The organism is Arthrobacter russicus (assembly GCF_031454135.1).
GTDB classification, from domain to species: domain Bacteria; phylum Actinomycetota; class Actinomycetes; order Actinomycetales; family Micrococcaceae; genus Renibacterium; species Renibacterium russicum.
This window is the reverse complement of sequence record NZ_JAVDQF010000001.1, coordinates 1,277,036-1,287,529: the sequence shown is the minus strand read 5'-3', so window position 1 is coordinate 1,287,529 and position 10,494 is coordinate 1,277,036. Positions and strand designations below refer to the sequence as shown.

The 10,494-nt window shown below is 68.4% G+C and carries 7 protein-coding genes; all 7 read left to right on the top strand.

What is annotated here, in order from left to right:
* Positions 1-40 precede the first annotated feature (40 nt).
* From JOE69_RS06080 to JOE69_RS06050, 7 genes are read left to right on the top strand one after another with little or no spacing between them, the layout of a single operon-like run.
* A complete protein-coding gene (locus JOE69_RS06080) occupies positions 41-1,012 on the top strand; it encodes an AAA family ATPase (protein ID WP_309796970.1) in 972 nt (323 codons plus the stop codon).
* Between the two features lie 28 nt (positions 1,013-1,040).
* Entirely contained in the window at positions 1,041-2,357 is a 1,317-nt protein-coding gene (locus tag JOE69_RS06075) for a DUF58 domain-containing protein (protein WP_309796968.1), read from the top strand.
* Positions 2,354-4,810, top strand: coding sequence for a transglutaminase TgpA family protein (locus tag JOE69_RS06070; RefSeq protein ID WP_309796966.1), 2,457 nt, complete (start codon positions 2,354-2,356; stop codon positions 4,808-4,810). The genes JOE69_RS06075 and JOE69_RS06070 overlap by 4 nt, the downstream gene beginning before the upstream one ends.
* Positions 4,807-6,192: an RDD family protein gene (locus JOE69_RS06065; protein ID WP_309796964.1), complete on the top strand. Its 1,386-nt coding sequence runs from the start codon at positions 4,807-4,809 to the stop codon at positions 6,190-6,192. The genes JOE69_RS06070 and JOE69_RS06065 overlap by 4 nt, the downstream gene beginning before the upstream one ends.
* On the top strand, positions 6,189-7,199 hold the full coding sequence (locus JOE69_RS06060) for a PP2C family protein-serine/threonine phosphatase (RefSeq protein ID WP_309796962.1): 1,011 nt from the start codon (positions 6,189-6,191) through the stop codon (positions 7,197-7,199). Before JOE69_RS06065 ends, JOE69_RS06060 begins: the two co-directional genes overlap by 4 nt.
* The gene (locus JOE69_RS06055; protein WP_309796960.1) at positions 7,186-8,730 is read left to right on the top strand and encodes an FHA domain-containing protein; all 1,545 of its coding nucleotides are present in this window, start codon (positions 7,186-7,188) and stop codon (positions 8,728-8,730) included. The genes JOE69_RS06060 and JOE69_RS06055 overlap by 14 nt, the downstream gene beginning before the upstream one ends.
* Positions 8,727-10,454 carry a serine/threonine-protein kinase gene (locus JOE69_RS06050; protein ID WP_309796958.1) on the top strand — a complete coding sequence of 576 codons (1,728 nt, stop codon included), beginning with the start codon at positions 8,727-8,729 and terminating at the stop codon, positions 10,452-10,454. Before JOE69_RS06055 ends, JOE69_RS06050 begins: the two co-directional genes overlap by 4 nt.
* Positions 10,455-10,494 lie beyond the last annotated feature (40 nt).

Sequence of the window (10,494 nt, the reverse complement as noted above, 5' to 3'; positions counted from 1 at the left end):
CCAACGACCGTGACTATGAATTTACTGTGAGGAACCACCGATGACGATGACCGCGGAGCAGGCCAGCTGGTTTGCCGGTACTTTCGACAAACTCGTGGCCAACGTCGGCCAGGCCGTGCTGGGCAAGTCGCAGGTGGTCCGGCTGACCCTGACCGCGATGCTCGCCGAAGGCCACATCCTGTTCGAGGATGCCCCAGGCACCGGCAAGACCATGCTCGCCCGGGCACTCGCGGCCACCGTGCAAGGCAGCAACTCACGGATCCAGTTCACCCCGGACCTGCTGCCCTCGGACGTCACCGGGGTGACCATCTACGACCAGAAAACCCAGAAGTTCGAATTCCACAAGGGCCCGATCTTCGCCACCATCGTGCTCGCCGACGAAATCAACCGGGCCTCGCCGAAGACCCAGTCCGCGCTGCTCGAAGTGATGGAGGAGTCCCGGGTGACCGTGGACGGCGCCAGCTACGAGGCCGGCCGGCCGTTCATGGTGTTGGCCACGCAGAACCCGATCGAACAAGCCGGTACCTACCGGCTGCCGGAAGCACAGTTGGACCGGTTCCTGATCAAGACTTCGATCGGCTACCCGGACCACGCCTCCACGGTGCAGTTGCTCTCCGGCTCCGGCCAGCGCGACCGGACCTCGACGCTGCAAGCGATCATCACCACCTCCGCGGTCGCCGAAATGGCGGATCTGGCCGCCACCACGCATACCGACCCGGCAGTGCTGGAATACATTTCACGGCTCTGCGAAGAGACCCGGAATGCCCCGGAGACCCGGCTGGGGGTCAGCGTCCGCGGGGCCATCGCGATGGTGCGCGCGGTGAAAGTCTGGGCGGCATCGCAAGGCCGCAACTTCGTGCTCCCGGACGATGTCAAAGAGCTGGCGCCAGTGGTCTGGACGCACCGTTTCGTGATGGACCCGGAAGCGGAGTTCGCCGGAGCCACTCCCGAGGTGGTGCTCAAACGCGTGCTGGCCGACGTCGCAGCGCCGCAACAGCGTGCCAGCGCCTGAGCCGGCGCGGAGGAGATCCGACCGGACCATGTCACCCCGTTCCCCAGCCGCGATGAAGCGGCCGTTCCGGCGCAACGGCAGCCGCACCCGATTGCACCCGGCATCGATTTTCGCCGAGGCCGGCCGGGTCGGCGGAATGCTCTTGCTCCCGTGGTGGGCCAAGGCGCGGGCCTTGCTCGGCAGATACCTGGGCCCGGTGTTCGGCCCGGTCAGCCCTCTGGGCTGGATGCTGCTCGTGTTGGTGCTGCTGCTATGGGGCTTCGGCGGGGTCTTCGGTTGGGCGGAGGCCAAAACCGTGGCTTTGCTGGGCAGCGTGCTGCTGCTCGCCGCCGTCGGCTTCGTGCTCGGCCGATCCGCCTACGGCGTGGAACTCGACCTGGCCCGGACCCGGGTCGCGGTGGGCGAGCATGCGGTAGGCAGCGTTTCGGTCACCAACACCTCGAACCGGCCGTTGTTGCCGGCCAGCCTGGAATTGCCGGTGGGCGGCAACCTGGCCTCCTTCCAGTTGCCCCGGATGAAGCCGGGCCACGTGCACGAAGACCTGTTCACGATCCCGACTGCGAAACGCGCCGTGATCGTGGTGGGTCCGGTGCGCTCGGTCCGCGCCGACCCGTTGCGCCTGCTCCGGAGGCAGGTGTACTGGACCGAGGCCACGGACCTGTTCGTGCATCCGCGGACCACGCCGCTGATCGGTTCCGCCGCCGGATTCCTCAAAGATCTGGAGGGCATGCCGACGACCGAGCTCTCCAGTGCAGACGTGTCGTTCCACGCGCTGCGCGACTACATCCCGGGCGACGACCGCCGGCACATCCACTGGAAGACCACCGCGCGGACCGCCAAGCTCATGGTCCGGCAATTCGAGGAGACCCGCCGGGCGCACATCGCGGTGGCCTTGAGCATCAACACCTCGGAGTACCAGGCCCCGGAAGACCTCGAGCTGGCGATCTCCGCCGCGGCGTCGATCGGCCGGCAGGCAATCCGGGAACAACGGGAGTTGAGCGTGCACGACCAACGCGGCCCGCTGCGCTGCGCGACCGGCCGGACGCTGCTGGACGATATGACCCGGATCGAAGGCAGCAGCAAGCTCGACGGCACTGCGGAGCTCGCCCGGAGCGTCGCCGACGCGGTGCCGGGTGCGTCCGTGGTGTTCTTCGTCGTCGGCGCCTTGGTCAGTCCCGCGCAGCTGCGGGCCGCGGCTGCGACGATCCCGCCCGGCATCCGCTGCTTCGCGATCCGTTGCCTGACCGGCGCCGGGGCCAGCCGGAACAACATCGCCGACCTCGCGGTGCTCACCCTGGGCGATTTGGCGGATCTCGCCGCGGTGCTCCGGAAGGCCGCGGCATGAGCCGGATGTCGTTGTTCTCCGGCCGGCCGGCCTGGCATTTCGTACTCGATGCCGGGGTGCTGTTCCTGTTGCTCGGACTGGCGGTGCTCGGCTTCGCGCCGACCTTCGGAGCCGACCCCTATTACTTGGTCGCCGGGTTGGGCGGGGTGCTGCTGGGCTTGGCGATCGCCGCCGCCGGGGCGCATTGGCGTTGGGGACTGCTGGTGATGACCGCGGTGGTGCTGCTCGGCTACCTGCTCTTCGGCAATGCGCTCGCCGCGCCGGGCGAATCGTTGTTCGGGTTCATCCCCACTGGCGGATCGCTGCGCGGGCTGCTCCTCGGCGTGGTCTTCGGCTGGAAACAATTGCTGACCATCGCGGCGCCGGTCGGCACTTCGGTGGACGTGCTGGTGGTACCGTTCCTGTCCGCGTTGCTCTGCTCGGTGCTCGCCGGAACCCTCGCCTGGCGGGTGCGCCGGGCCTATTGGACCATGCTCCCGGTGCTCGCCCTGTTCATCGCGAGCATCGTCTTCGGCACGGACGAGCCGTTCTTGCCGACGCTGCGCGGGATCTTGCTCGGCATCGCCGCGATCTGCTGGCTGGCCTACCGGCGGGAGCTGCTCAGCCGGGGAATGGTGCACTCCGGCCGTGCGGGAGCCATAGACCGGCCGGAGGGTGCAGCGCCGGCACTCGCCGCAGCCGCCGCGAACCGCTCCCGTCGGTTGCTGGCCGGGGCCGTGGTGGTGGTTTTGGCCGGCGGCCTGACGGCGGCGGCGATGCCGATGTTCCGTGCCGGGGAGGACCGCAAGGTGCTGCGCGATGTGGTGATCCCGCCCCTGGATCCGCACAATCTGCCCTCGCCGCTCACCGACTTCCGCCGCTACGTCGGCGACGAGGCGGAGCAGACCTTGTTCTCGGTCTCCGGCCTGCCCCGGGACGCGCGGGTCCGGCTGGCTGCCCTGGACTCCTATGACGGCATCGTCTTCAACGTGGATTCGGCGAGTTCCGGGGCGTTCGCCCCGATCGGCGACCCCAAATCCGCGAACCGCGCCTCGGAGGGGGACACCAGCACGCTGGGATTCCAGATCGAGGACTACGCCGGGGCCTACATCCCCGGGGCCAGCGCGATCCGCTCGCTGCAGTACCAAGCGGCCGACGGCGGGCAAGGGCTGCTGTACCTGAACCAGGATTCGAACACCGCGGTGAAGCTCGACGGCGTCCGGAAAAACGACGCCTACCGGGTCAATGTGGCGTTCCCGCCGAAGCGCGATGAGAAGCAACTGGAGGCGGCCGGCTTCGCCGATCTCAGCATGCCGAAGTTGGCGAACGTGCCGCAGGCGGTCGGGGCCAAAGCGGTGCAGATCGCCGGCGACAAGACTTCCGACTACGCCAAGGTCAAGGCGCTCGCCGACTACTTCCGGCTGGCCGGAAAATACAGCAACGGGATCAAAGGCCAGGTGGCCAGTCTGCCCGGCCACAGCGCGGCCCGGATCGCGAAGTTCCTCTCCGGCAAGGAAATCGTCGGCGACGATGAACAGTATGCGGTGACCATGGCCTTGATGGCGCGGTACCTGGGGATTCCGGCCCGGGTAGTGATGGGTTTCTATCCGGACCCCAAGGGCGAGCTCAACGGGGCGCCGAATGTGCAGATCAAGGGGTCCGATGTGCACGCCTGGGTCGAAGCGGATTTCAGCGGGATCGGCTGGGTGCCCTTCGATCCAACGCCGGACAAAGACCATGTGCCCAACCCGCCGGATCCGCAAAACGCGTCCTCGCCCAAACCCCAGGTCCTGCAGCCGCCGCCTCCGCCGCAGGAACAAGCCGAGCTGCCGCCGGACAGCTCGCCCGACGCACTGGACAACGACAAGAAAAAGCAGGACTTCTGGGCAGTGCTGGGCCACATCCTGACGGTACTGGGCTTGGCCGCGATTCCGGTGGCGGTGATCGTGCTCCCCTTGTTGGCAATCGTCCTGGTCAAGCGCCGGCGCCGGAAAAAGCGATTCAGCGAAGGTGCTCCGGCCCAGCGGGTGGGCGGTGGCTGGAGCGAACTGCTGGCTTTGGCCACCGACCTCGGCGCTGCGGTCAACCCGAAACAGACCCGGCGGGAAACCGCGGGCACACTGGCGGGCGCGTTCCCGGCCAGCGGCGGAAGCACGACCGCACTGGCCGAGCGCGCGGACTCAGCGATTTTCGGCGTCGGCGAACCGAGCGAAGCCGAGGTCGCCGCCTTCTGGTCCGAGGTGGACGGATCGCTCGAGAAGATGAATGAATCAGTGGGATTCTGGCATCGGATGCGGGCCCGATTCTCGCCGCGTTCGCTGCTCGGCGACCTGAGCCTGGCCATGGCGCAACGGCCCGGGTCCGCAGGCTATTTCCGCAAGAAACCTCAGTCGCAACCGGTTGAGCCGCCGGTCTTCGGCCAGGGGAGCCCCGCGCAGACCGGCCACCCGGCGTCGGAACGAGGCAACGAATGAACCCGGGAACCTCGAATTGCCGGAATTGCGGTGCCGCGCTGCCGCCCGGAGCGTCGTTCTGCACCTTGTGCGGTGCGGCCGTCTACAACCGGGCCGGCCGGACGGCGCCGGCCGCAGCTTCGGAGCCGAGTGCGCCGGAAAATCCCCGCAAGGTCCAGATCCCGGGTATCATCCCGGTTACGCCCTTCAGCCGAGGGCCGGTCGTGGCACCGAAAATCGACGACGGAGAAGACATGGCAGCGCGGTTGGACCTGGTCAATGCCGGTGCCGGGAAACGGCTCGCTGCGAAGCTGCTCGACATGGTGGCCCCGGCCATCGGTTTCGCGATCGGTTCCGGGGTCGGTGCGACGACCATTGTCAGCACCCGGGTCAACGCCCAGGTGATCACCTTGGACTTGTTCTGGTTCAGCGTGTGGACCGGAGCCGCAGCTTTGCTGGCCCTGGCTTATTGGATTGTGCTTTGGGGCTGGGAAGCGAGGACTGGGAAAACCATCGGCAATCTGCTGCTGGGCATCCGGACCACCGGGATGCAGGGATTCGCCGCGGGCTGGTTGGCGATCCTGGTCCGGAACGTGGTCATCACGATCGGCTTCGGGCTGGCCTTCGTGGGCGGTGTGCTGGTGCTGATTTCCAATCTCTGGGACCGGAACGGGCAGCGCCAGGGTTGGCCGGACAAAGCCGCGCACACCCTGGTCTTCGACGTGAAGGCCGGCCGGGATCCGCTCACCAGCGGCGGAATCGACGGGCCTTCGTCGTTCGCCCCGGTCGAATTGCCGCCGATGCTGCCGGTGCAGTCTCCGGTGGCCGGGACGGCAGCGCCCGGCCTGCCGACCTCCGCAGCGCCGCCGTCGGCCGGGATTCCGGGCTTCGAACCGGCCGAGCCGGCCCCGGGCCGGCGGCACGACCCGAATCAGTGGCAGCCCCCGGCCAGCCCCGGGGTCCGGCCGGAAACAGTCCATCCGGATGAAGCGGCGGGTGAAACCAGATACCGCTCCGCAGCGCAACCGGATCCGGTCCCGGCGGCCGTCGATCCGGCCCCGGCGGTGCAACGGCCGAGCGTGCGGATGCAGTTCGACGACGGTCGCGAAGTCCGGCTGGCCGGAGCGGCGCTGATCGGACGCAACCCCTCTGGATACGATGGGGAAGTGATTGAACAGCTCATCGATGTGCCGGATCCTTCGCGCTCCGTGTCCAAAACGCATGTCCACGTCCGGGCGAGCTCCGAAGGGCTGTGGGTCACGGACCGGAATTCGACCAATGGCAGCGCGCTCAGCGGACCCGACGGAGTTCGCCGGCCACTGGTCGCCGGCAGCCCGCAACTGGCCGGCTTCGGCGCCACCGTGCACTTCGGCGACCGCAGCTTCCTGGTGGCCCGCGCATGAACGAGCGACCTGCCACGCCGGCGGAGGCAGCGGCACCGCATCGGATCACGCTCAGCTGGGGATCGAACACGGATCGCGGTTTGCGCCGGGAACTGAACGAAGATTCGTTCCTGGCTGCGGATCCGATCTTCGCGGTGGCCGACGGGATGGGCGGACACGAAGCCGGCGAAGTGGCCTCGCGTGAGTGCATTCGGGCGTTGCGCGAGGCTGCCGCGCTCGCCCCGGGATCGCGGACCGCCAGCGCCTTGGACGTGCAGCAGGCCCTGCTCCAAGCCGATGCCAAGATCCGCGAGCTCACCGACTCCCGAGCCGGCACCACGGCAACCGGAGTGGTCCTGGTCGAGGAGGCGGGGAACCCGTACTGGCTGGTTTTCAACGTCGGGGATTCCCGGACCTACCGGCTGAGCCAGGGGAAATTCGAACAGATCAGCGTGGACCATTCGGAGGTCCAGGAACTCGTCGACGCCGGGCACATCACCAGCGACCAGGCACTGGTGCACCCGCGCAGGCATGTCGTCACCCGCGCCCTGGGCACCGGAGACGATACCGAGGCCGACTACTGGCTGATCCCGGTGGAGGACGGCGACCGCTATCTGGTCTGCTCGGACGGATTGACCGGGGAGCTTTCCGATCAGCAGATATCCCAGGTGGTCTCCAGCGTGGCGCAGCCGCAGGCCGCCGTGGACGCCCTGCTCGAAGCGGCACTGCGATCAGGCGGCCGGGACAATGTCACGGTCCTGATCGTCGACGCCGAAGACATGGTGCAGGCCGCGGACCGGTTGACCACGGCACCCCGTCCGCTCGCCGAGGAAGACACCTTGCCGGGCGGTCTGCCGATGGTCACCGAGGTCCAGCGGGCCCCTGCTGCCGAGAGTCCTGCTGCCGAGAGTCCTGCGGCCGGCGCGGTGCCGGACTCCGCCGTCGAGCCGGAAGCGGACGCCCTTGACGTCATCGAAGACCTTTTGGCCGAATCCCGGGGAACGGAGGGCGATCATGACGGAGCTTAGCTACGGCCCTGGGAATTGGCTCGGTGTGGTGCGTGCCAATACCGTGATCGTGCTCGATGAACGGACCGGGAACCGGCTGATCGCGGAGCTTTGGGATTTTCTGGCCGGGAGACCGCAGGTCGACGAAGTGCTCAACCGGGTCACCTCCGGATTCGGCACCGAGCTGACCGGAATGCCGGCTTTCGGGATCATCACCTTCGGCGAGCGCCCCCGGGCGATCCTGCGCGGGGAGATGACGCTGACCGCGAGCGCCGGAAACACCCGGTTGGAGGTCTCCGGGCGCGAAGTGACCACCTGGAGCGAACGGTCGTTGCCGGACGCGGAAGTCTTCGAACTCCGCTTGGCGGACGACGGCGCGGAACCGGTGCTGCCCTTGTCCGAAGGCGTGGTGCGGCTCTCCAGGCTGCTGGTCGGCACTGCCCCGCAGATCGATCAGCCGGAACCCGATTTGAGCCACACCTTGGTCAGCAGCGAGTTCACCGAATCCGCGCCCGCGCCCGATTGGCCGGCGGTTGAGCCGGAACCGGCAGCCGAACCTGACGCTGAGCCGGCGGTGCTGAATCCGGCCGTGCCGGAACCCGTTTCAGAGCCGGTTGCGGAGTCTGCCGGCGAGCCGCCGAGCAGCCCGGCCGCAAGCGAACCGCTGGAGAGCACTTCGAGTTACGACCACCTTTGGGACCGGACGATCGCCCGGTCCGTGGAGGACGCGGCCATCCGGGTCCCCGGGGAAGCGGAGGACGTCGAACCGCCGGCACCGGCCCGCAATGCCGACCCGGAGGGTGCAGGTCAGCCGGCCGGCACCGGAGCGGCCGCCATCGCGGAGGCCGCCGCACCGCTTCCGGCGGTACCGTTTCCGGCGGTACCGCCGGCCGGAGGCGGCTTGATCGAGTCCGTGCCGTGGCTCAGCCCCGCATCGCCCGCCGAACCCGAGACCGCCGCCGAACCCGAGACCGTCGGCGAGCCGGAACCGGGCGACCCGGACCACGACGGGCACACGGTGCTGCGCAGCGATCTGGCCCCGGCGGCGCTGCCCGAGCGGGCGCCGGAGCCGGGCGCTGGTCCGTCGGCCACCGGCCCGATGGTGCTCGCCAGGCTCTGCCCGGCGGGACACGCCAACCCGCCGACGTCCGCGCGCTGCTCGGTCTGCGGCCAGGCCGTGGCCGGGGATGCCCGGCAAGTCCGCCGTCCGGTGTTGGGCCGGATGCGGATTTCGTCCGGTGAGGTGGTCGATTTGGACCGTTCGCTCGTCGTCGGCCGCCAGCCGTCGGTGTCCCGGGTGCACGGCGACGGGATGCCGAAGCTGGTCCAAGTGGGCAGCCGGGCCGGGGACATCTCGCGATCGCATGTCGAGGTCCGGTTGGAAGGCTGGGACGTGATCCTGGTGGATCTCAAGGCGACCAATGGCACGGTGCTGGTGCGCGAAGGACAGCTGCCGCGGCGGCTGGGCCAAGGCGAGCAGGCGATGCTGCTCGATGGGGACATCGCGGAACTGGGCGAGGACGTTTCACTGCGTTTCGAGGGGCTCCAGTGAGCCAGAAACGGCCCCCCGCGCCGCCGCCGGACATCCCCGGATACAACTACCTGGCGTTGCTGGGTTCCGGGGGGTTCTCTGATGTCTTCCTGTACGAACAGGACCGGCCACGCCGTAAAGTCGCGGTCAAGGTGCTGATTTCCGATTTGAAAACGGAGAGCGCCCGCCGGCGTTTCGAATCCGAAGCGAATTTGATGGCCCAGCTGTCCAGCCACCCCTACATCGTGACGATCTACGAAGCCGAGGTCACCGCAGGCGGGCATTCGTATCTCGCCATGGAGTACTGTTCCCGGCCGAGCCTCGATGTCAGGTACCGGCGCGCCCGGTTCAGCGTCGACGAAGTCCTGGCCGTGGGCGTCCAGGTCGCTTCCGCCGTGGAAACCGCGCATCGGGCCGGAATCGCGCACCGGGACATCAAACCGGCGAACATCCTGGTCACCGATTACAACCGCCCGGCGCTGACCGACTTCGGGATTTCCGGGACCATGGACGCCACTGCCGACGAAGACGCCGGAATGTCGATTCCCTGGTCCCCGCCGGAATCGTTCACCGGGCAGAACGCCGACGGCGTGAAAGTCGATGTCTGGGCGCTCGGTGCCACGCTCTACACCCTGCTGGCCGGGCGTTCGCCTTTTGTGCTCCCCGGCGCGGACAACTCGCAACGCGAATTGATCGCGCGGATCGGCACCGCCGCCTTGCCGCCGCTGGGCCGGGCCGACGTCCCGGAGTCGCTCGAACTGGTGCTGGCCACCGCGATGGCGAAATCCCCGGAATCACGCTATGCCTCAGCCCAGGATTTCGCCCGCGCACTGCAACGGATCCAGAACGAATTGGGCTTTTCGGTCACCCCGTTCGAGGTGCAGGAAGAAACGCCGCACGAAGAGTCCGCGCCGCCCGACGGCGAAGCCGAAGAAACCCGGGTACGCAACATCATCTCGATCGATCCGGACAGCACCACCGGGAGCAGCAAATCCCGATTTCCGGCGATGGACCGCAGCGTGCCCCCGGCCGCGCCCGACGCCGGGACGGGACCCGGTGCAGCTGCCGGCACGGTGCAGCGCCCCGACGATTTCACCGTGCCCGGCGCCGCTGCGCCGCAGAGCAGTCCGGCGCCGCAGGTCAGTTCGGTACCGGGGGTGAATCCGGCCCGCGCCGACCAGGGGTTCAGTACCGCGCCGCGTGGTTGGACCCCGGGAAGCGGGACTCCGGAGGCGACGGAAGATTCACTCGCCGCCACGGTGGCCAGGCCGCGGCCGATCGAGCCCGAAAGCCTGCGGCCGGGCGGCAAGGCCAAAGGCAAACCCGGCGCCGGATCGCTCTGGGCCGGAGCGATCAGCGTCCTGGTGCTGGTCGCAGCGGTGGTGCTGGTGCTGGTTCTGGTCAACGCCAATTCCGGGCCGGCGCCTTCCGCGACGCCTACCGCCGGCAGCAAAACCCCGCCACCCCCGGTGGACTTGGGCCTGCTGGTGCCGCAAGTCGCGGATCTGACCGCGGTCGCTGGCGACGGCGGGGCGAACTGGAGCTGGCGGAATCCGGACCCGCAGCCCGGCGACAGTTTCCAGTGGGCTCCGGTGGACGCGATCAAAACCGGCGACTTCAAAGGCACTGGAACCCCGAACGTCTTCGTGGCGAACAATGCGCAGAACGTTTCCTGTATTTCGGTGATCCTGGTCCGGGCCAACGGCAAGGCCTCGGACGAGGAGAAGAAATGTTTCCCGCAATGAGCGCCGGGACCAGCCGGGGGACCGGCTGTCGAGCAGGAGC

Bases quoted from the DNA above. Each gene is read 5' to 3' on its own strand.
- JOE69_RS06075 (WP_309796968.1), top strand. From the start codon at position 1,041: ATGTCACCCCGTTCCCCAGCCGCGATGAAGCGGCCGTTCCGGCGCAAC.
- JOE69_RS06055 (WP_309796960.1), top strand. From the start codon at position 7,186: ATGACGGAGCTTAGCTACGGCCCTGGGAATTGGCTCGGTGTGGTGCGT.
- JOE69_RS06080 (WP_309796970.1), top strand. From the start codon at position 41: ATGACGATGACCGCGGAGCAGGCCAGCTGGTTTGCCGGTACTTTCGAC.
- JOE69_RS06065 (WP_309796964.1), top strand. From the start codon at position 4,807: ATGAACCCGGGAACCTCGAATTGCCGGAATTGCGGTGCCGCGCTGCCG.
- JOE69_RS06070 (WP_309796966.1), top strand. From the start codon at position 2,354: ATGAGCCGGATGTCGTTGTTCTCCGGCCGGCCGGCCTGGCATTTCGTA.
- JOE69_RS06060 (WP_309796962.1), top strand. From the start codon at position 6,189: ATGAACGAGCGACCTGCCACGCCGGCGGAGGCAGCGGCACCGCATCGG.